18 protein-coding genes are annotated in these 19,249 nt (G+C 65.2%); 13 read left to right on the forward strand and 5 right to left on the reverse strand.

Going from position 1 to position 19,249, the window contains the following annotated elements; genetic code table 11:
* Positions 1-65: 65 nt before the first annotated feature.
* On the forward strand, positions 66-1,328 hold the full coding sequence (gene purD, locus LZA78_RS14175; RefSeq protein WP_233677573.1) for a phosphoribosylamine--glycine ligase: 1,263 nt from the start codon (positions 66-68) through the stop codon (positions 1,326-1,328).
* Between the two features lie 207 nt (positions 1,329-1,535).
* Here the strand turns inward: purD and LZA78_RS14180 are convergent, their stop codons facing one another.
* Positions 1,536-2,915 (reverse strand): L-serine ammonia-lyase, encoded by a 1,380-nt coding sequence (locus LZA78_RS14180; protein ID WP_233677574.1) that lies wholly within the window; start codon positions 2,913-2,915, stop codon positions 1,536-1,538.
* A gap of 174 nt (positions 2,916-3,089) precedes the next feature.
* Here LZA78_RS14180 and rpiA point away from each other — a divergent pair, with 174 nt between their 5' ends.
* The 9 genes from rpiA (at position 3,090) to LZA78_RS14225 (ending at position 11,849) form a co-directional block, all read left to right on the forward strand.
* Positions 3,090-3,875 (forward strand): ribose-5-phosphate isomerase RpiA, encoded by a 786-nt coding sequence (gene rpiA, locus LZA78_RS14185; protein ID WP_233677575.1) that lies wholly within the window; start codon positions 3,090-3,092, stop codon positions 3,873-3,875.
* Positions 3,876-3,938: 63 nt separating this feature from the next.
* Positions 3,939-5,294, forward strand: coding sequence for a glutathione-disulfide reductase (gene gor / locus LZA78_RS14190; RefSeq protein ID WP_233677576.1), 1,356 nt, complete (start codon positions 3,939-3,941; stop codon positions 5,292-5,294).
* Between the two features lie 56 nt (positions 5,295-5,350).
* Entirely contained in the window at positions 5,351-6,478 is a 1,128-nt protein-coding gene (gene hflK, locus LZA78_RS14195; protein ID WP_233677577.1) for an FtsH protease activity modulator HflK, read from the forward strand.
* Complete coding sequence (gene hflC / locus LZA78_RS14200; protein WP_233677578.1) at positions 6,478-7,371, forward strand: protease modulator HflC; 894 nt, start codon at positions 6,478-6,480, stop codon at positions 7,369-7,371. Before hflK ends, hflC begins: the two co-directional genes overlap by 1 nt.
* Complete coding sequence (locus LZA78_RS14205; protein WP_233677579.1) at positions 7,368-7,562, forward strand: DUF2065 domain-containing protein; 195 nt, start codon at positions 7,368-7,370, stop codon at positions 7,560-7,562. The genes hflC and LZA78_RS14205 overlap by 4 nt, the downstream gene beginning before the upstream one ends.
* Positions 7,563-7,698: 136 nt before the next feature.
* Positions 7,699-9,174 (forward strand): DegQ family serine endoprotease, encoded by a 1,476-nt coding sequence (locus LZA78_RS14210; protein WP_438811084.1) that lies wholly within the window; start codon positions 7,699-7,701, stop codon positions 9,172-9,174.
* Positions 9,175-9,350: 176 nt separating this feature from the next.
* Positions 9,351-9,674, forward strand: coding sequence for a 2Fe-2S iron-sulfur cluster-binding protein (locus LZA78_RS14215; RefSeq protein WP_233677580.1), 324 nt, complete (start codon positions 9,351-9,353; stop codon positions 9,672-9,674).
* Between the two features lie 206 nt (positions 9,675-9,880).
* Positions 9,881-10,765, forward strand: coding sequence for a formyltetrahydrofolate deformylase (gene purU / locus LZA78_RS14220; protein ID WP_233677581.1), 885 nt, complete (start codon positions 9,881-9,883; stop codon positions 10,763-10,765).
* A gap of 130 nt (positions 10,766-10,895) precedes the next feature.
* Positions 10,896-11,849, forward strand: coding sequence for a DMT family transporter (locus LZA78_RS14225; RefSeq protein WP_233677582.1), 954 nt, complete (start codon positions 10,896-10,898; stop codon positions 11,847-11,849).
* Here LZA78_RS14225 and LZA78_RS14230 read toward each other — a convergent pair.
* On the reverse strand, positions 11,776-12,432 hold the full coding sequence (locus tag LZA78_RS14230; protein ID WP_233677583.1) for a thiamine diphosphokinase: 657 nt from the start codon (positions 12,430-12,432) through the stop codon (positions 11,776-11,778). The genes LZA78_RS14225 and LZA78_RS14230 overlap by 74 nt on opposite strands.
* A gap of 141 nt (positions 12,433-12,573) precedes the next feature.
* Here LZA78_RS14230 and LZA78_RS14235 point away from each other — a divergent pair, with 141 nt between their 5' ends.
* The gene (locus tag LZA78_RS14235) at positions 12,574-14,568 is read left to right on the forward strand and encodes a hypothetical protein (protein WP_233677584.1); all 1,995 of its coding nucleotides are present in this window, start codon (positions 12,574-12,576) and stop codon (positions 14,566-14,568) included.
* 44 nt (positions 14,569-14,612) lie between these two features.
* Here LZA78_RS14235 and LZA78_RS14240 read toward each other — a convergent pair whose 3' ends face one another.
* Together LZA78_RS14240 and LZA78_RS14245 are read right to left on the reverse strand one after the other, a co-directional pair.
* Complete coding sequence (locus LZA78_RS14240) at positions 14,613-14,846, reverse strand: DUF2842 domain-containing protein (protein WP_233677585.1); 234 nt, start codon at positions 14,844-14,846, stop codon at positions 14,613-14,615.
* Between the two features lie 4 nt (positions 14,847-14,850).
* Positions 14,851-16,143 carry an adenylosuccinate synthase gene (locus tag LZA78_RS14245; protein WP_233677586.1) on the reverse strand — a complete coding sequence of 431 codons (1,293 nt, stop codon included), beginning with the start codon at positions 16,141-16,143 and terminating at the stop codon, positions 14,851-14,853.
* 208 nt (positions 16,144-16,351) lie between these two features.
* Between LZA78_RS14245 and secG the strand changes: the two genes are divergently transcribed.
* Both secG and pyrG read left to right on the forward strand, forming a co-directional pair.
* Positions 16,352-16,702, forward strand: coding sequence for a preprotein translocase subunit SecG (secG, locus tag LZA78_RS14250; protein ID WP_233677587.1), 351 nt, complete (start codon positions 16,352-16,354; stop codon positions 16,700-16,702).
* 150 nt (positions 16,703-16,852) lie between these two features.
* Positions 16,853-18,496: a CTP synthase gene (gene pyrG, locus LZA78_RS14255; protein WP_233677588.1), complete on the forward strand. Its 1,644-nt coding sequence runs from the start codon at positions 16,853-16,855 to the stop codon at positions 18,494-18,496.
* A gap of 91 nt (positions 18,497-18,587) precedes the next feature.
* On the opposite strand, the gene phaR is transcribed toward pyrG, so the two are convergent.
* Positions 18,588-19,151, reverse strand: a complete 564-nt coding sequence (gene phaR / locus LZA78_RS14260; RefSeq protein ID WP_233677589.1) for a polyhydroxyalkanoate synthesis repressor PhaR — start codon at positions 19,149-19,151, stop codon at positions 18,588-18,590.
* Positions 19,152-19,249 lie beyond the last annotated feature (98 nt).

The following is a 19,249-nucleotide window of genomic DNA, read 5'->3' on the forward strand; positions in this document are numbered from 1 at the left end:
GCGCCTTGCCTGATTTGGGTCCAGACCTTAGAAGGCGCAGCAAGGATGGCCAAGGGGGTTGAGCGATGAATATTCTGTTGCTGGGTAGCGGTGGGCGTGAACATGCGCTGGCCTGGGCGATCAAGCAGAACCCGAAATGCGACCGGCTGATCGTCGCGCCGGGCAATGCCGGGATCGGCGCGGTTGCCGAACTGGCCTCGATCGACCCCTGCGACAGCGCCGCCGTGCTGGCCTGCGTCGAGGAAAACGCCATCGACTTCGTCGTGGTCGGCCCCGAGGCCCCTCTGGCCGCCGGCGTGGCCGACGCGCTGCGCGGCGCAGGCATCCTGACCTTCGGCCCCTCGGCCGCTGCCGCGAAACTTGAGTCCTCCAAGGCCTTCACCAAGGAGATTTGCGACGCCTGCAAGGCGCCAACCGCAGGCTACGCGCGCTTCGACGACCTCGAAGAAGCCAAGGCCTATGTCCTCGCACAAGGCGCGCCTATCGTGGTCAAGGCCGATGGCCTCGCCGCCGGTAAGGGCGTCATCGTCGCGATGACCCTCGAAGAGGCGCTGACCGGTCTTGAGGAGATCTTCGGCGGTGCCTTCGGCGCGGCTGGCGCCGAGGTGGTGATCGAGGAATTCATGGAGGGCGAGGAAGCCTCGTTCTTCATCCTCTCGGACGGCGAGAACGTGCTGCCCGTCGGCACCGCGCAAGACCACAAGCGCGTGGGCGACGGTGACACCGGGCCGAACACGGGCGGGATGGGTGCTTACTCGCCCGCGCCGGTTCTGACAGACGCGATTCAGGCGCAGGTGCTGGATCAGATCGTCAAGCCGACCGTGGCCGAGATGGCCCGCCGCGGCACTCCGTTCCAGGGCGTGCTCTACGCGGGCCTGATGATCAAGAACGGCCACGCGCGCCTTGTCGAATACAACGTGCGCTTCGGCGACCCCGAGTGTCAGGTGCTGATGCTCCGCCTCGGTGCGCAGGCGCTCGATCTGCTCCTGGCCTGCGCCGAGGGCCGCCTGCCCGACGTTCAGGCGCAATGGGCCGACGATCACGCGCTGACGGTGGTGATGGCCGCCAAGGGCTACCCCGGAAGCTACGAGAAAGGTACCCCGATCAGTGGCCTCGACGCCCTGCCCGAAGACAGCTCCAACATGGTCTTCCACGCCGGCACCGCCCTACAAAACGGCCAACTGGTCGCCACCGGCGGGCGCGTGCTCAACGTCACCGCACGCGGTACAACCCTGCGCGAAGCCCAACAAAAGGCCTACGCGATGGTCGACCAGATCGACTGGCCCGAAGGCTTCTGCCGCAAGGACATCGGCTGGCGCGCGCTCTGACGATCAAGAAAGGGGGGCTGTCTGCCCCCCTCTTTGCTTACAGCAAATTCACCCCCCGAGGATATTTCAACCACATTGAAGCGCATGTGCGTTTCCCTTCAATGTGGCCCAAATATCCCGGGGTGAATGGCCGCAGGCCAGAGGGGCCGCGCCCCTGAGGCGACCGACGAGCGGCGGGCTTGCCCGCCCGAGGAGGGCGCACTCTCCTCAGCAGTTCGGCACGTTGACCGCCAGTCCGCCAAGGCTCGTTTCCTTGTAATGCTCGTGCATGTCGCGGCCGGTCTGGCGCATCGTTTCAATCGCCGCGTCAAGCGGTACAAAATGCGACCCATCCCCGCGCAATGCGAGGGAAGCGGCGGAGATCGCCTTGATCGCGCCCAACCCGTTACGCTCGATGCAGGGCACCTGGACCAACCCCTTCACCGGATCGCAGGTCATCCCGAGATGGTGCTCCAACGCGATCTCGGCGGCGTTTTCGATCTGTTCAGGCGTGCCTCCGAGCACCGCAGCCAGTCCCGCCGCCGCCATCGCCGCGGCCGAGCCGACCTCGGCCTGGCAGCCGCATTCCGCCCCCGAGATCGAGGCGTTCGTCTTGATGATCCCGCCGATCGCGGCTGCGGTCAGCAGGAACTCCCCCACCCGCGCACCGGATGCCCCCGGCACATGGTCAAGCCAATACCGGATCACGGCAGGAACCACACCGGCCGCGCCATTCGTCGGCGCTGTCACGACCTGCCCTCCGGCGGCGTTTTCCTCGTTCACCGCCATCGCATAGGTCGATATCCAGTCGTTGATCGTGTGCGGCGGCGCGAGGTTCATGCCGCGCTCGGCCTGAAGGCTTTCCAAAATTCCCTTCGCGCGGCGGCGCACATGCAACCCACCGGGCAGCACGCCGTCACCTACCAACCCGCGCGAGATACAATCGTTCATCACCTGCCAGATCCGGGCAAGCCCCGCGTCGATCTCGGCTTCCGAGCGATAACGACGCTCATTGCGGCGCTTCATCTGCGCGATGCTCAGACCCGAGGCATGGGCCATCTGCAACATCTCGACGGCGGTGCGGAAGGGGAAGGGCACCGGCGAAGGCTCGGACAGCGCCTTGTCATCGACGGCCTCGTGCTCGGCTGCGGTCAGCACGAAGCCCCCACCGATCGAGTAATAGGTCTCTTGCATCAGCACGTCGCCTTGCGCGTCGAGCGCCTCAATGACCATGCCATTGGCGTGTCCGGGCAGCGCCGGGCCGAAATCGAACACAAGATCGCGGTCGGGATCGAAGGCAAGCACGTTCAGACCCGGAGGATGGATCGTGCCCGTGTCGCGGTTTGCAGCCAGCGCGGCCTCGGCGGCCGTGTGATCGTAGCTTTCGGGCAGAAAACCCGCCAGCCCAAGGATCGTGGCGCGATCCGTTGCATGCCCCTTGCCGGTAAACGCAAGCGAGCCGTAGAGCCGCGCGCGCAATCCATGCGCGTGGAACGGCGAGGCGCGCAGGCGATCAAGAAACCGCCCCCCGGCCACCATCGGGCCCATGGTGTGCGAGGAAGACGGGCCGACGCCCACCTTGAAGATGTCGAAAACGCTTAGAAACATGTTGGCTCCCTGTCGCGCACAGCTTGGCATGAAACGACGCGGACGCGGGTGTAAAAACGACCTTCCGCGCCCGAAACGCGCACAGCCATGTCAGCCAGGCGCAGGCGAGATTCGCCCTCGCACGTACGGGCGCGATTGCCTATAAGCGAGACGGACCAATTGCAGGAGACGCCCATGCCCGCCGAACTCTCCCCCATCGACAAGGCGAAATTCGCCGCTGCCCGCCGTGCCGTCGACTTTGTCGAGGACGGAATGAAAGTGGGCCTTGGCACTGGCTCGACCGCCGCCTGGATGGTGCGCTGCCTGGGCGAGATGGTGCGCGAAGAGGGGCTGAGCATCGTGGGCGTGCCCACCTCGACCCGGACGGCCGAACTGGCCCGCCAGGTCGGCATCAAGGTCGTCACCCTCGAAGAGGCCAAGTGGCTCGACCTGACCATCGACGGCGCTGATGAATTCGACCCCGAGCTGAACCTGATCAAGGGCGGCGGCGGTGCGCTGCTGCAAGAAAAGATCGTCGCCACCGCTTCGGACCAGATGATCGTCATCACCGACGCGGCCAAGGAAGTAGCCCAGCTGGGCGCCTTCCCGCTGCCCGTCGAGGTCGTGCCCTTCGGCTGGCAGACCACGCGCGGCCTGATCGAGGAAATGCTTTCCAGCATGGACGTCATGGGCCGCCAGACCGCGCTGCGCCTCAATGGCACCCAGCCCTTCCTGACCGATGAGGGCAATTACATCGTCGATTGCCACCTCAAGCGCATCGGCAACCCGCGCCAGCTCAGCCTTGTGCTGAACCAGATCCCCGGCGTGGTCGAAAATGGCCTCTTCATCGACATCTGCGACAAGGTCATCATCGGCGGCGCAGATGGCACGGTGGAGCTGCGCGACATCAATGACGGCAGCGTGTCGCATGACCGCATCGACTTTGCCGAAGAATCGAACATCTTCAGCGATCTGGACTGAGGCGCTGGCCGCGCGGCCAGCGCGGCCTAGATCAGCCCCGAGCAAACCAGAACGGGAAGAGACATGACTTTCGACTACGACCTCTTCGTGATCGGCGGCGGTTCGGGGGGCGTGCGCGCCGCGCGCATCGCCGCAAGCGAACATGGTGCTAAGGTCGCGCTGGCCGAGGAATACCGCATGGGTGGCACCTGCGTGATCCGCGGCTGCGTTCCCAAGAAACTGATGGTCTTCGCCTCTCAAGGCCCCGCCATGATCGAGGAGGCGCGCGCCTACGGTTGGGACGCACAGATCGGCGGCTTCGACTGGACGGCGTTCCGGGGCAAGCTTGACGCGGAACTCGACCGGCTCGAGCGCATCTACCGCGCGGGCCAGCAGGGCGCGGGCGTGACGGTCTATGACCAGCGCGCCACCGTCGCGGGGCCGCATGAGGTGCGCCTGGCCGATGGCTCCATCGTCACCACCAAGCATATCCTCGTGGCCGTTGGCGGACGCCCCTTCGTGCCCGAATTCGAAGGCCGCGAGCATGTCATCACATCGAACGAGATCTTCAAGCTCGACGCGCTGCCCAAGCGCCTTCTGATCGTCGGCGGCGGCTATATCGCCTGCGAGTTCGCCTGCATCATGGCGGGGCTTGGCGTGCAGGTCACGCAGTTCAACCGCTCGCCCCTCTTGCGCGGCTTCGACGCCGAGTGCCGCGACCTGATCGTGGCGCAGATGCAGGCGCGCGGGATCGAGATTCACACCGGCATCGTCATCTCGAAGATCGAAAAGACGGATCAGGGCCTGCGCATCCATGGTTCGGACCTGCGCGACGACACGTTCGACGCGGTGCTTTACGCCACGGGCCGGGTGCCGAATACCGACGGGCTGGGCCTTGAGGCCGCGGGCGTGAAGCTGGTCGGGAATGGCGCTGTGGCCGTCGATGAGTGGTCGCAAACCAACGTGCCCTCGATCTACGCTGTAGGCGACGTGACCGACCGTATCCAGCTGACGCCGGTCGCGATCCGCGAGGGCCACGCCTTCGCCGATACCGTCTTTGGCGCCAAGCCGCGCAAGGCCGATCACGAACTGGTCGCGTCGGCGGTCTTTACCCAGCCCGAATTCGGCACCTGCGGCCTGAGCGAGGAAGACGCCCGCAAGCAAGGCCCGGTCGAGGTCTATGTCTCGGCCTTCCGGCCAATGCGCTCGATGTTCGCGGGATCGGACGCGCGGGTGTTGATGAAACTTGTGGTCTGCAAGGAAACGCAGCGCGTTCTGGGCTGCCATATCGTGGCTCCGGACGCGGGCGAGATGATCCAGATGGCGGGCATTGCCATGAAGATGGGGGCGACCAAGGCGCAGTTCGACGCGACCTGCGCGGTCCATCCGACCATGGCCGAAGAACTGGTGACGATGCGAAAACCCGTGCGCACGGCTTGAACCCGCGCGCGACCATGCCCAAGTGGCTTAGGAACTGACAAGAAGGTGAGGATGGCATGAGTAACGGAGGTCCCTGGGGAACAGGTGGCGGTGACGACGACGAGCGCGAGAACCGCCGCCCCGGACAACGCCGCCCCAATGAGGGCAACCCGATCCCCGAGATCGAAGAATTCATGAAGAAAGGCTCCGAGCAGCTCAAGGTGCTCATGGGCGGGCGCGGCGGCGGGGGCGGCGGTCGGCCCACCGGCGGCGGCAGGCCCTCGGGGCCGGCCTTCACCGGCTCGACGCTCGGCATCGCGATCCTGGCTGCGGCGGGCGTATGGGCCTATGCCTCGTTCTATACCGTCAAGCCCGAAGAACGCTCGGTCGAGCTGATGTTCGGCCAGTACAAGTCCACCGGCAGCCCCGGCCTGAACTTTGCGCCTTGGCCGGTCGTGACCGCAGAGATCGTTCCCGTGACGCGCGAACAGACGGTCGATATCGGCACCGGGCGCGGCAGCGAACTGGACACAGGGCTGATGCTGACGGGCGATCAGAACATCGTGGATATCGAGTTCCAGGTGGTCTGGAACATCTCGGACCCGGCCAAGTATCTCTTCAACCTCGCCGATCCCGAAGACACGATCCGCGCGGTATCTGAATCCGCGTTGCGCGACATCATCGCGCGCTCGGAACTGGCGCCGATCCTCAACCGCGATCGCGGTGCGATTGCGGCCGACCTGCGCCAGGCCGTGCAGGCGACGCTGGAAACCTACGACGCGGGCATCAACATCGTGCGTGTCAACTTCAACCGCGCCGACCCGCCGCGCGAGGTGATCGACAGCTTCCGCGAAGTGCAGGCCGCCCAGCAGGAACGCGACCGGCTTGAGAAAGAGGCCGACGCCTATGCAAACACGGTGACCGCAGGCGCCCGCGGTGCCGCCGCGCAGCTGAAGGAAGAGGCCGAGGCCTACCGCGCCCAGATCGTCAACAATGCCGAGGGTGAGGCCGCGCGCTTCGTCTCGGTCTATAACGAATACGTCAATGCGCCCGACGTGACCAAGCGACGGATGTTCATGGAGACGATGGAAAAGATCCTAGGCTCGGTGGACAAGGTGATCGTCGATCAGAATGCGGGAACGGGCGTTGTGCCCTACCTGCCGCTTGACCAGTTGCGCAAACCTGCCACGGGAGGGTCGAACTGATGGCCAAGGCTCCGTTTCTGATCCCCGCCGTCGCGATCGTGGCTGCCGTCGGCCTTTCGTCACTGTTCGTCGTGGACGAGCGCGAAAAGGCACTGGTGCTGCAATTCGGCCAGGTCAAGCAAATCAAGACCGACCCCGGTCTTGGCTTCAAACTGCCGCTGATCCAGGAGGTCGTGACCTACGACGACCGCATCCTCAGCCTGCCGACCCGTCCGCTCGAGGTCACGCCGCTCGACGATCGCCGCCTTGTGGTCGATGCTTTCGCGCGCTGGCGTATCGTCGATCTCGTCAGGTTCCGCGAGGCCGTGGGCGTGGGCGGCGAGACCGTCGCGAAAAGCCGCCTCGACGGCATCCTGAACAACGCCATCCGCGAGGTTCTGGGTTCGGTGCCCTCGACGGCCGTGCTGTCGGATGACCGCACGCCGCTGATGAACCGTATCCGCGATCTTGCACGGCGCGAGGCCGCGGCGCTTGGTATCGACGTGATCGACGTGCGCCTGACGCGTACCGACCTGCCCGAGCAGAACCTCTCGGCGACCTATGACCGGATGCGCGCCGAGCGTGAACGCGAGGCCGCGGACGAGCGTGCCCGTGGTGGCGAAGCCGCGCAGCGCGTTCGCGCAACCGCCGACCGTACCGTGGTCGAGGTGACCTCGGAGGCCCGCAAGCAGGCCGAGATCATCCGCGGTGAGGCCGATGCCGAGGCCAACCGCGTCTATGCCGAGGCCTATGGCAAGGACCCCCAGTTCTTCGCCTTCACCCGTGGGCTTCAGTTCTACACCGAGAGCATGAAGCCCGGGTCGTCCTCGCTGGTGACGCAGCCCGACAGCGTCTATTTCGACTATGACCGCTTCCTTGAATCGATCGGGGAGCGTCGGGCGCCCACGCAATGATCGAAACGCTGATCACAGGCCTTGGCCTTGTTCTGGTGATCGAGGGGCTGGCGCTTGCGCTGGCCCCTTCGCGTATCGAGGAGGCGCTGGCCTTCCTTGCCGCCATCGGCCCCGAGCGACGCCGCGCGCTTGGCCTTGCCGCGCTGGCGGTGGGTGTTGCCGTGCTTTGGGGGCTGCGCCTGCTGGCGTGATGTGCTCAACTGCGGCTCACACCGATTTGAGACTTCGCGACGGTGTTTCATTTGCGCCCTACCGGGCTAAGGTATTTATCAAAGGTATCGCCGGGGCACCCCACCACCCGGCCAATAATTCAAGCGGGAGCCAAGCATGACGACACGAACCCTTTCCCTGACCATCCCCGCCCCCCTGCGCAACGGCCTGTCGGGCGCCCTTGGCGCTGCAATGCTGGCCATCGCGCTGGCGGTTGCGCCGATCGCGCCGGCCCATGCGCGCGCCGCGCCGGAAAGCTTTGCGGATCTGGCGGAAAAGGTCAGCCCGTCGGTCGTCAACATCACCACCTCGACCGTGGTCGCCGCGCCCGTCGATGGCCCCCAGTTCCCCGAGGGGTCGCCCTTTGACGAGCTGTTCCGTGATTTCGGCTTCCCGAACATGCCGCAGAACCGCCAGCAGGGGCCGCGCCGCTCGAACGCGCTCGGCTCGGGGTTCGTGATTTCAGAAGACGGCTATATCGTCACCAACAACCACGTCATCGAAAACGCCGACGAGATCCAGGTCGAGTTCTTCTCGGGCGAGACGATGGATGCCAAGCTGATCGGCACCGATCCCAAGACCGACATCGCGCTGCTCAAGGTCGAAAGCCCCAAGCCCCTGCCCTTCGTGAGCTTCGGCGACTCGGATGCGATGCGCGTGGGCGACTGGGTCATGGCCGTGGGCAACCCGCTTGGCCAGGGCTTCTCGGTGTCAGCGGGCATCGTTTCGGCGCGCAACCGCGAGCTGTCGGGCACCTATGACGACTACATCCAGACCGACGCCGCCATCAACCGTGGCAACTCGGGTGGTCCGCTGTTCAACATGGACGGCCAGGTGATCGGCGTGAACACCGCCATCCTGTCGCCCAATGGCGGCTCGATCGGGATCGGCTTCTCGATGGCCGCGAATGTGGTCAACAAGGTCGTCGGCCAACTGCGCGAATTCGGCGAGACCCGTCGGGGCTGGCTTGGCGTCAAGATCCAGGACGTGACCGCCGACATGGCCGAAGCGATGGGCCTTGCCGCGGCCGAAGGCGCGCTGGTCTCGGAAGTGCCCGAGGGCCCCGCACAAGAGGCGGGCATTCTGGCGGGCGACATCATCACCTCCTTCGATGGTGGCGAGGTCAAATCGACCCGCGATCTGGTGCGCCGCGTCGCCGATGCGCCGGTGGGCCAGGCGGTGCGCGTCACCGTCCTGCGCGGCGGCAAGAGCGAAACGCTGCTGGTCACGCTTGGCCGCCGCGAACTGGCCGAGGGCGAGGCCGTCCCGGCCGCCGTCACCAAGCCGCAAGAGGCCGAAAAAAGCCTGCTTGGCATGACCGTCACCCCCCTCACCGCCGAGCTGACCACCGAGATGGGCCTGCCCTCGGGCACGACGGGCCTTGTCATCAAGGAAATCGCCGAGGACAGCGCGGCCTTCGAGAAGGGCCTGCGCACCGGCGATCTGATCGTCGAAGCGGGCCAGCAGCCGGTCGCGGAAATCTCCGAGCTTGAGGAGCGGATCGAAGAGGCAAAGGATGCCGGCCGCAAGTCCGTGCTGCTGCTGATCCGCCGCGCCGGCGAGCCGCGCTTCATGGCGCTGCCGATCGAGTGATCGCCGCTTCCCCCGACGCGAAAGGCGCCCTGCGGGGCGCCTTTTCTTTTGTCGGAAGGGATTTTACCGCGACGGATTGCCCGTTTGGCCGCGTTACTCTGGTCATTGCGCGGGGCATGTCCTAAATCAGGGCCAACGCAATAGGGCGGCCCGCGGGCCAAAAGACGGAACGAGACATGGCGAAGATCATCTATATCGAACACAACGGCACCCGCCACGAGGTCGAGGTGAAACCCGGCGCGACCGTCATGGAAGGTGCGCGCGACAATGGCGTGCCCGGCATCGACGCCGATTGCGGCGGCGCCTGCGCCTGCTCGACCTGCCATGTCTACGTCGATGAAGCCTGGGCCGACCGACTGCCCGCCAAGGACTCGATGGAAGAGGACATGCTCGATTTTGCCTGGCATCCCGATCCGGCGCGCTCGCGCCTGACCTGCCAGATCAAGGTCACGCCCGAGCTGGACGGCTTGGTCGTGCACATCCCCGAAAAGCAGATATGAGACTGCGCACAGCGTTCAAGGGCCGGGCTCATCCCCGGCCCTTTTTGCTGCCTGCCCTCCACTATCGGAAACCGGCGACGCATTTGCGACGCGCCTCAGGTCGATTTTCGCGATTGCCGCGTCGCTTCCCGGCTGGCGCGCAACCGCCTTCGGCCCGATTGTGCGCCAGACACCACCGCCACTCCGGCGAGATGAAGGAAACGCAAATGAGCTCTTACGTTCTTACCGTGCAATGCCCCTCGACGCGCGGCATCGTCGCGGCGATCGCGAACTACCTCGCGGACAGCGGCTGCAACCTGACCGACTCGCATCAGTTCGACGACACGCTGACCGGTCAGTTCTTCATGCGCGTGCACTTCAGCTCGGAAAAGGGCGTGGGGATGGACAAGCTGCGCGAGGGCTTCACCGCCGTTGCCGACAAGTTCGCGATGGAATGGGCGATCCACGACGCGGGCACCAAGATGAAGGTGCTGCTGATGGTGTCGAACTTCGGCCACTGCCTGAACGACCTGCTTTATCGCTGGCGCATCGGCGCGCTGCCGATCGAAATCGTCGGCGTCATCTCGAACCACCTGACTTATCAGAAGGTGGTGGTGAACCACGACATCCCCTTCCACCACATCAAGGTGACCAAGGAGAACAAGCCGGTGGCCGAGGCGCAGCTGATGTCGGTCGTCGAGGACACCGGGGCCGAGCTGGTCGTGCTGGCGCGCTACATGCAGATCCTGTCGGACCAGCTCTGCGAGAAGATGTCGGGCCGGATCATCAACATTCACCACTCGTTCCTGCCGTCCTTCAAGGGTGCGAATCCCTACAAGCAGGCCTATGAGCGCGGCGTGAAGCTGATCGGCGCGACGGCCCACTATGTGACCGCCGACCTCGACGAGGGCCCGATCATCGAGCAGGACACCGTGCGCATCACCCATGCGCAATCGCCTGATGACTATGTCTCGCTCGGCCGCGACGTCGAGGCGCAGGTGCTCAGCCGCGCGATCCACGCCCATATCCACCACCGCTCGTTCATCAACGGCAACAAGACGGTGGTCTTCCCGGCCTCGCCGGGCTCCTACGCCTCGGAACGGATGGGCTGACCCATCTCAGGCCCGCGCCCGGCGCGGGCCTTTTCATTTCGCGCGGCTTTCTACGGGCCCGAGTAAAACGACGCGCGAAGCCGTCGCTTTCAGGATGGACGGCATCTCGGGCGCAAGATAGCCCGAGCTTATGAGCGAACATGACCGAATCTTTCCCGGCATCGCCCTGATGCTGGGCTTTTGTGTGATTGCGCCCCTGATCGACGTGGCCTCGAAACTGGCCGCGCAATCGGTCCCGGTGGGCACGGTCACGCTTGGGCGTTTCGTGGTGCAAGCCGCGCTGATGGCACCCATCGTTCTGGCGATGCGGCTGCGCTGGCGCATTTCTGGCACGGCAGCAAGGTTGCTGGTTGCGCGGGCGGCGGTCTCGATCCTCGCGACCTATTGCTTCGTTGCTGCGGTGCAGGTCATGCCGATCGCGGACGCGCTGGCCATTGCCTTTGTTGAGCCCTTCGTCATCCTGCTGATCGGCCGCTTCGTCATGGGCGAAGAGGTCGGGCCGCGCCGGCTTGGCGCCTCGGTCGTGGGCTTCATCGGCGCGCTGTTCGTCATCCAACCCTCGTTCATCACTTTCGGGCCGGTGGCGCTATTCCCGCTTGGGACGGCGGTCTGCTTTGCGCTTTACATGCTGCTGACCCGCGCGCTGTCGCGGCACATGCACCCGGTGACGATGCAGCTGCACACTGCGCTGGTTGCCGCCGTACTCTGCGTGCCACTGCTGGCGCTTGGCACCGCGGCGGGCCTCAAGGAGGTATCCTTCGCCCTGCCCCAAGGCATCTTCTGGCTTTGGGTCTTCTGCGTAGGCCTTGCTGCCACGATCAGCCACATGTCAATGACCTATGCGCTGAAACTGGCGCCGTCGTCGACGCTGGCACCGCTCCATTATTTCGAGATGCTGACCGCCACACTGTTCGGCTATGTCTTCTTCGACGATTTCCCGAACCTTCTGACCTGGATCGGCGTCGCGATCATTACGGGTTCCGGCCTCTACATCATCCACCGCGAGCGCGTCACCGCAGCGCAAGCGCGGAAAGTGCGGCTGGCAAATGCGGCTTCGGCAGTAGGATCAGTGCCGGGCCGCTAAGCCACAGCCGCACCGCGCCCACGACCTCGTTCGAGGTGCCCACGCGGCCATCGGGGGTCAGTTCCAGCCCGTCGATCGGCCAGCGCAGCCCTTCCGAGCGCCCCGCGACCCGGCCAAAGGGAAAGATCGAGAACCGCGCGCCGGGCGGCAGATCAAGCGCCAGTGCCTCGGGCGCGCGGAAGATCACGTCCTCCTCGCCGATCAGCAGGATGCGTTGGCCCGCGCGCTGCGCCACCTCGTTCAGCGTGGCAAGCGTGTGATCCAGCCGCAGCCCGGTAAAGCCGAGCGCAAGATAGAATTCGGCGCGCACATGGGTCAGGCATTTTCCGAAATCGGTGCTGTCCTGCTCGGCGATTTCATGGATACGGCCCGCCAGACGCGCGCGTGCAGCTGCGCTCAGGCTGTCCATGTCGCCGATCACCGCCTCGGGCATCGTGCCCAGCTCCAACGCGCGATCCCCGCCCCCGTCAGCCGCGATCAATCTGGGCGCAATTGTGAGCGCGGATTGCAGATCGTCGGCTGCGACGGCGCCTCCACCGAGCAACGTAACTCCGCCAGAAATGTGGACAAATTCGACCGTCATGGCATGATTGATGCCGATTAAGGCACGTAATTACAATCGAGACCGGAAAAATTCCCTGAGTTTGCCTTTTTTCGTTCACGCTAAAGAACCAGTTCACCCTGATCGTGGCCGGACGTCGGTTTAGAAGAAAGCGAGAGTTCCATGGTTGGTGCGAGTAAGATCCTCACCGTGTCCTACGGGACCTTCTCCTGCACGCTGGAGGGCTTTGACGAGCCTTTCACCACCATGAAGGCCATAGCCGAGTATTTCCGCGACCTGGCCGCGGATGACCGCTACTTCGGCGCAGAACCGCCGCAGCCCGATGCCGAAATGCTTCACCGCATCGCAGAGCGCGAAATTCAGCGCCGCGTGGAGGCCAAGATCCAGGCCAATGGCGTCGTGCTGCGCCCGCAGATCGAAGAGGCTGCCCCCGAGCCCGTGGCCCATCCCGCGCCTGCCGCTGCCGCACCGGCGCCCGAGCCTGTCACGCAGCCCGCCCCGGCCCCGCAGCCCGCCGTGGCAGAGGATTCGGTGGCCGCAAAGCTTCAGCGCATCCGCGCCGCGGTGGCATCTGCACGCACCGCCGCCGTGCAGCCGGACGCTCTTGCGGAAGAGGCCGAGATCGCGCCCGACCCCGCAGCGGAAACCAGCTTCGCCGAGAGCGAGGATTTCGGCTACCAGCTCGATATTTCCGGCCCGGTCGAGGCCGCGGAGGTGAATGCCGAGCCCGAAGTCGTGGCCGAGCAAGAACCTGCCCCGACGCCGACCTTCGCCGCCGACCCCGACGCCGCCGCCCGTCGTCGTGCCTCGCGCCGTGCCGCGCGTGCTGCCGTTCTGGCCCAAACGGCGGCCGAACTGACTGCGCCCGTTGCGCCCGAGCCAGTTCTTCCGGTCGAAGATGAACTCGACGAGATCACGCCGGTTTCGGAACTGACCGCGATGCTGCAAGCCGAATCGGCGGCGGTCGAGGATGCCCCCGCCCCAGCGATCCAGGAAGAGCAGGAGGAGGAAGAGCCCCTCGTGCTGCAAACGCCGGTCGGGCCGCTGCGCCGCGTTCTGGTTGACGAAGCTCCGGCGGCCGAGACGGAAGCCGAGGACGATCTGCTGGCCGAACTGCGCGCATTGCGCAACCAGAGCGAGACCGTCGAGGAAACGGCCGAGATGATCGAACCTCTGCCGGAACCGGAAATCGAGCCGGTTCCCTTCGATCTTGTCGAGGACGAGATTGCCGTCGAAGTTGTGGCGGAAGCCGTTGCCGGGATCGAGCCCGTTGAAGAATTCGCTGTTCCCGAGCCTGTCGAAGCGCCCGTCGAATTCGAACCCGCCGAAGATACCGCCGAGCTCGAAGCCCCCGTCGAGCCGGTTTTCGAACCCGAACTGCCCGCCGCTGAAGAGCCGCGCGGCCTCGACCATGCCGCGATGTCGGCCGAGCACGACGCCGATGTCTCGCGCCTGATGGAGAAGGCCGACGAGCAGCTGGCCGGGCGCGAGAACCGCCGCCGTTTCTCGGCGATTGCGCATCTTAAGGCCGCCGTCGCCGCGACCGTTGCCGACCGCCGCTCAAAGACCGCGCCCAAGGCCGAAGACCAGACCGGCCCCTATCGCGCCGACCTGAGTGAGGCTGTGCGCCCGCGCCGCCCCTTGCAAGCAGAACCCTCGACGCCGCGTCCGGAACTGAGCGAAGCGCGCCCCGCACCGCTGGTTCTGGTCTCCGCACAGCGCATCGACCGCGACAGCGAGACCGTGCCGCCCACCGCCCCGGTGGTGCGCCCGCGCCGCATACCCAGCCGCCTCGTCGCCAATATCTCGCCCGAGGACGAACTGGTCGAGTTCGCCGAGGCCGACCTGCCGCCGATGGCCCCGAGCGAAGCCGCGAGCTTCGCCGAATTCGCCGAGGCACGTGGCGCCCAGGGCCTGACTGAACTGCTCGAAGCGGCTGCCGCCTATACCGCGCAGGTCGAGGGCCGCCCGCATTTCTCGCCCCCGCAGGTGATGCGCAAGATTGCCTCGGTCAGCGAATGCGCCGAAACCTCGCGCGAGGAACGCCTGCGCGGCTTCGGCGCGCTGCTGCGGCAGGGTAAGATCGAAAAGGTCCGTCGCGGGCAGTACGCCATCGCCAAGGCCTCGCGCTATTACGACGAAAGCAAGAGCGCCTGATTGCAAGACCGTGAAATGAAAAGGAGGGGCATTTGCCCCTCCTTTTACTTTTTCGCGTCGGGATCTTCGCGCCCTACCCCGGTGAAGACCGGCTTGAGCGGCAGCATCCACAGGAACCCAAGCCCCACATAGACGAGCAGCTCGCCCCAGATCGGCAGGCGTCCGAACCGCTCGTTCAGCCAGCCCGTCAGCGTGACCGCCACCATGATATACAGCGGCAGCCCTACCACGAGGACCAGGATCGAGAGGCGCCGGCGCGCCTTATAGGACAGGGCCACCGGCTCAGTCCTCGAAGGGGTCGGTGACAAGGATCGTGTCGTCGCGCTCGGGGCTGGTCGAAAGCAGCGCAACGGGGCACTGGATCAGCTCTTCGATGCGGCGGACGTATTTCACCGCGGCGCCCGGCAGATCGTTCCACGAACGCGCGCCCTCGGTCGACTGGCTCCAGCCTTCGACCTCTTCGTAGATCGGCTTGCAGCGCGCCTGCTGGTCCGAGGCGGTCGGCAGGTAGTCGAGAACCTCGCCGTCCAGCTCGTAGCCGGTGCAGATCTTGATCGTCTCGAACCCGTCGAGCACATCGAGCTTGGTCAGCGCGATGCCGTTAATGCCCGAGATGGCGCAGGTCTGGCGCACCAGAGCCGCGTCGAACCAGCCGCAGCGGCGCTTGCGCCCGGTGACGGTGCCGAATTCGCGGCCACGGGTGCCAAGGCGCTCGCCGTTCTCGTCATGCAGTTCCGACGGGAACGGGCCTTCGCCCACGCGGGTGGTATAGGCCTTCACGATGCCCAAGACGAAGTCGATGGCATTCGGGCCAAGGCCCACGCCCGTCGCCGCCTGACCGGCGATGACGTTCGACGAGGTCACGAAGGGATAGGTGCCAAAGTCGATATCCAGAAGCGAGCCCTGCGCGCCCTCGAAGAGGATGCGCTTGCCGGCGCGGCGCTTCTCGTTGAGCACCTTCCAGACCGGGGCTGCGTATTGCAGGATTTCGGGGGCGATTTCATTGAGCTTTTCTAGGAGCGCGATCTTGTCCACCGGCTCGAGGCCCAGACCGAGGCGCAGGGCGTTGTGGTGCACCAGCGCGCGATCAACGCGCAGTTCCAGCGTGGCCGGATCGGCGAGGTCGGCAACGCGGATCACGCGGCGGCCAACCTTGTCCTCGTAGCACGGGCCGATGCCGCGACCGGTCGTGCCGATCTTGGCGACCGAGGCGAGCGCCTCGCGGGCGCGGTCGAGCTCACCGTGGAACGGCATGATGAGGGGGGTGTTCTCGGCGATCATCAGCGTTTCGGGGCTGATATCCACGCCCTGCTCGCGGATCGAGGCGATTTCCTTGACCAGATGCCAGGGGTCCAGCACGACGCCATTGCCGATGACGCTGAGCTTGCCGCCGCGCACCACACCCGAGGGCAGCGCGTTCAGCTTGTACACCTTGCCATCAATGACCAGCGTGTGGCCCGCATTGTGCCCGCCCTGAAAGCGCGCGATCACATCGGCGCGTTCGCTGAGCCAGTCAACGATCTTGCCCTTGCCTTCGTCGCCCCACTGGGCGCCGACCACCACGACATTGGCCATGTCTCTCTCCTCGAGGGTTGCAAAACCGTGCACCATATAGCGGGGGGCGCGGGCGCATGGAACCTGTTTTTCGGGCCTGCGGCACATCTTTTGCAGCTTATCCCGTGCGGGGCGCACGCGGATCGCCACGGCACCGGCCAAAGGGCCTTGCCAGCGCGGACGTATACGCCTAAGTAGGCGCGTCGGCAGAAAGAAGGTCCGTGCCCGCATGGAAAACGTCATCCTCTCCGTTCACCTGATCCTCGCGCTTCTGATGATCGGCGTGGTGCTCCTGCAACGCTCCGAAGGGGGCGGCCTTGGCATGGGCGGTGGCGGTGGCGGCGGCGTCATGTCGGGCCGTCAGGCGGCGAATGCGCTGACGAAACTGACCTGGATTCTGGCGACGGGCTTCCTGATTACCTCGGTGACGCTGACCATTATCGCTGCGCGCAACGCGGATGAGGGCTCGGTCGTCGATCGCACCGCGGCTCCGCTCGAAGCGCCCGCGCCTGCCGTGCCGAGCGCAGATCTGCCGCCCGCGGCAACCGATGCGCCGGTTACGCCGCCTCCGGCGAACTGACCCCAGAAATAGGGCATTTTGCCCCAGCCTACTCAACTGCTTGCGGTCCGGTTGCGGGCGTGCCGCGAATCGTGTAAGCATTAAATCCCGTGATCTTGGTCCTATTGGGATCGGGAATAATCCAGATTTTTGCTGCTCACGGGGGTTTCCATGGCAAGATATGTCTTCATCACCGGCGGTGTGGTGTCGTCGCTTGGCAAAGGGCTTGCCTCGGCAGCACTTGGCGCACTTTTGCAGGCGCGCGGCTTCTCGGTCCGCCTGCGCAAACTCGACCCCTATCTGAACGTCGATCCGGGCACGATGTCGCCCTTCGAGCATGGCGAGGTCTTCGTGACCGACGACGGCGCCGAAACCGACCTCGACCTGGGCCACTACGAACGCTTCACGGGCGTCGCCTGCCGCAAGACCGACTCGGTCTCGTCCGGCCGGATCTACTCGAACGTGCTGGAAAAGGAGCGCCGCGGCGAATACCTCGGCAAGACCATCCAAGTCATTCCGCACGTCACCAACGAGATCAAGGACTTCATCGCGGTGGGCGATGACGAGGTCGATTTCATGCTCTGCGAGATTGGCGGCACCGTCGGCGACATCGAGGGCCTGCCCTTCTTCGAAGCCATCCGCCAGTTCGCGCAGGACCGCCCGCGCGGCCAGTGCATCTTCATGCACCTGACGCTGCTGCCCTACCTCGCGGCCTCGGGCGAGCTGAAGACCAAACCCACCCAGCACTCGGTCAAAGAACTACGCTCGATCGGTCTGCAACCAGACGTTCTGGTCTGCCGCTCGGAGCACCCGATCCCGGACAAGGAACGCGCCAAGATCGCACTGTTCTGCAACGTGCGCCCGGATGCCGTGATCCCTGCCTATGACCTTAAGTCGATCTACGAGGCACCGCTGGCCTATCACCGCGTGGGCCTCGACCAGGCCGTGCTGGATGCCTTCGGCATCTCGCCCGCGCCGAAGCCCGACATGACCCGTTGGGAAGACGTGATGGATCGCCTGAGCAATGCCGAAGGCGAGGTGCGCGTGGCCATCGTCGGTAAATACGTGCAGCTGGAAGACGCCTACAAGTCGATCGCCGAGGCGCTGACCCATGGCGGCATGGCGAACCGTGTCCGCGTGAAAGCCGAGTGGATCGACGCCGAGATTTTCGAGCGCGAAGACCCCGCTCCGCACCTGGAGCGGTTCAACGCCATTCTCGTGCCCGGCGGCTTTGGCGAGCGCGGCACCGAGGGCAAGATCCGCGCCGCGCAATATGCGCGCGAAAAGGGCATCCCCTACCTGGGCATCTGCCTAGGCATGCAGATGGCCGTGATCGAGGCCGCGCGCAATCTGGCCGGTGTGACCGATGCGGGCTCGGAGGAATTCGACCACGAGGCCGGCAAGAAGCGCTTCACCCCGGTCGTCTATCACCTCAAGGAATGGGTGCAGGGCAACCACCGGGTCGAGCGCAAGGTCTCCGACGACAAGGGCGGCACCATGCGCCTTGGCGCCTATGACGCCGTACTCAAGGACGGCTCGAAAGTGGCCGAGGTTTACGGCGCGACCAATATCGAGGAGCGCCACCGCCACCGCTACGAGGTGGACGTGAAATACCGCGACAAGCTTGAGACCTGCGGGCTGGTCTTCTCGGGCATGTCGCCCGATGGCCGCCTGCCCGAGATCGTCGAGCACAAGGGCCACCCGTGGTTCATCGGCGTGCAGTTCCACCCGGAGCTGAAGTCGAAACCCTTCGCGCCCCACCCGCTGTTCGCGGGCTTCGTGAAAGCGGCGAAAGAGCAAAGCCGCCTCGTCTGACGCAGAATACCAAAAGGGCGGCCCGCGAAGGCCGCCCTTTTCATTTGTCCCTTGGGGCGCGTGGCAGGGATGCCCCTGCACGCCCGGGGAATCAGAGCTTCGAGAGTTTCGACTGCAGATCCGCCAGCTGCTTCTTGATCGCGTTCAACTCGTCGCGATCCTTGGCGGGGGCGCCGTCAGCCGATTCCATTTCCGGCCCCGACGAGCCCGCGCTTCCCCAGCCCGCCATCATCGACTTCAGGAAGGCCTGCTGCTGACGCTGCAGCGCGTCGAAGCCCGGCATATTCGCCATCGGGTTCGGGAAGGCGGTGAACTGCTCCATCAGCTGCGACTGCCCCTCGCGCAGCATCTCGAAGGATGCGGCCAGGAACTGCGGCACGACCGATTGCGCCGAAGTGGTGTAGCTGCGCACCAGATCGGTCAGCACGTCCACCGGCAGCACATTCTCGCCACGGCTTTCATGCTCGGCAATGATTTGAAGCAGGTATTGGCGGGTCAGGTCATCGCCGCTCTTGAGATCGACGATCTGAACCTCGCGGCCATCCCGGATGAAGCTCGCGATATCTTCAAGCGTCACATAGTCGCTGGTTTCCGTATTATACAGGCGACGGCTGGCATAGCGCTTGATCAGCAACGGCTTCGCTTCGTCAGACATCGGGTCCTCCCTTGTTATTGGCAGCGCAGCAATGATTAAGCGCCGCACCGCCAAAAGCAACAAAAGAAAAGGGCAGGCCGAAGCCCGCCCTTAGGATA

The sequence above is a fragment of the Rhodobacter flavimaris genome, from assembly GCF_021378075.1.
Taxonomy (GTDB): domain Bacteria; phylum Pseudomonadota; class Alphaproteobacteria; order Rhodobacterales; family Rhodobacteraceae; genus Rhodobacter; species Rhodobacter flavimaris.

Bases quoted from the DNA above. Each gene is read 5' to 3' on its own strand.
- purD (WP_233677573.1), top strand. From the start codon at position 66: ATGAATATTCTGTTGCTGGGTAGCGGTGGGCGTGAACATGCGCTGGCC.
- LZA78_RS14180 (WP_233677574.1), bottom strand. From the start codon at position 2,915: ATGTTTCTAAGCGTTTTCGACATCTTCAAGGTGGGCGTCGGCCCGTCT.
- rpiA (WP_233677575.1), top strand. From the start codon at position 3,090: ATGCCCGCCGAACTCTCCCCCATCGACAAGGCGAAATTCGCCGCTGCC.
- gor (WP_233677576.1), top strand. From the start codon at position 3,939: ATGACTTTCGACTACGACCTCTTCGTGATCGGCGGCGGTTCGGGGGGC.
- hflK (WP_233677577.1), top strand. From the start codon at position 5,351: ATGAGTAACGGAGGTCCCTGGGGAACAGGTGGCGGTGACGACGACGAG.
- hflC (WP_233677578.1), top strand. From the start codon at position 6,478: ATGGCCAAGGCTCCGTTTCTGATCCCCGCCGTCGCGATCGTGGCTGCC.
- LZA78_RS14205 (WP_233677579.1), top strand. From the start codon at position 7,368: ATGATCGAAACGCTGATCACAGGCCTTGGCCTTGTTCTGGTGATCGAG.
- LZA78_RS14210 (WP_438811084.1), top strand. From the start codon at position 7,699: ATGACGACACGAACCCTTTCCCTGACCATCCCCGCCCCCCTGCGCAAC.
- LZA78_RS14215 (WP_233677580.1), top strand. From the start codon at position 9,351: ATGGCGAAGATCATCTATATCGAACACAACGGCACCCGCCACGAGGTC.
- purU (WP_233677581.1), top strand. From the start codon at position 9,881: ATGAGCTCTTACGTTCTTACCGTGCAATGCCCCTCGACGCGCGGCATC.
- LZA78_RS14225 (WP_233677582.1), top strand. From the start codon at position 10,896: ATGAGCGAACATGACCGAATCTTTCCCGGCATCGCCCTGATGCTGGGC.
- LZA78_RS14230 (WP_233677583.1), bottom strand. From the start codon at position 12,432: ATGACGGTCGAATTTGTCCACATTTCTGGCGGAGTTACGTTGCTCGGT.
- LZA78_RS14235 (WP_233677584.1), top strand. From the start codon at position 12,574: ATGGTTGGTGCGAGTAAGATCCTCACCGTGTCCTACGGGACCTTCTCC.
- LZA78_RS14245 (WP_233677586.1), bottom strand. From the start codon at position 16,143: ATGGCCAATGTCGTGGTGGTCGGCGCCCAGTGGGGCGACGAAGGCAAG.
- secG (WP_233677587.1), top strand. From the start codon at position 16,352: ATGGAAAACGTCATCCTCTCCGTTCACCTGATCCTCGCGCTTCTGATG.
- pyrG (WP_233677588.1), top strand. From the start codon at position 16,853: ATGGCAAGATATGTCTTCATCACCGGCGGTGTGGTGTCGTCGCTTGGC.
- phaR (WP_233677589.1), bottom strand. From the start codon at position 19,151: ATGTCTGACGAAGCGAAGCCGTTGCTGATCAAGCGCTATGCCAGCCGT.